Below are 477 nucleotides of genomic sequence, written 5' to 3'. Positions count from 1 at the left end.
ATGAGCATCAGCGGTCAGGCGGGTAAAGAATACACCAATATTGGTGTCGGTTTTGGGACTGAAACGACGGGCCTGGCGTTAAGCGGTAACTGGACACATAACGACGACGACGGTGATGTCGCTGGCGTGGGGCTGGGGTTGAATCTGCCTCTCGGGCCGTTAATGGCGACCGTTGGCGGAAAAGGCGTTTACACCAACCCGAATTACGGCGATGAAGGTTATGCCACAGCGGTAGGAGGTGGTTTGCAGTGGAAAATTGGCAACAGCTTCCGTTTGTTTGGCGAGTATTACTACTCTCCGGATTCGCTCTCCGGCGGTATTCAAAGTTATGAAGAAGCGAATGCTGGCGCGCGTTACACCATTATGCGTCCAGTCAGTATTGAGGCGGGTTATCGCTACCTGAATCTGTCGGGTAAAGACGGTAACCGCGACAACGCCGTGGCTGACGGCCCGTATGTTGGGGTTAACGCCAGTTTC

General features: G+C 54.1%; 1 protein-coding gene. It reads left to right on the top strand.

The window, feature by feature from the left end:
* Window positions 1–477, top strand: a 477-nt coding sequence (locus K0039_RS25130; protein ID WP_228106854.1) for a YfaZ family outer membrane protein, incomplete at both ends; no start/stop codon positions are given.

The sequence above is a fragment of the Terrisporobacter mayombei genome (genome assembly GCF_020748465.1).
Taxonomy (GTDB): domain Bacteria; phylum Bacillota; class Clostridia; order Peptostreptococcales; family Peptostreptococcaceae; genus Terrisporobacter; species Terrisporobacter mayombei.
This window is presented reverse-complemented; position numbering and strand designations above follow the sequence as displayed.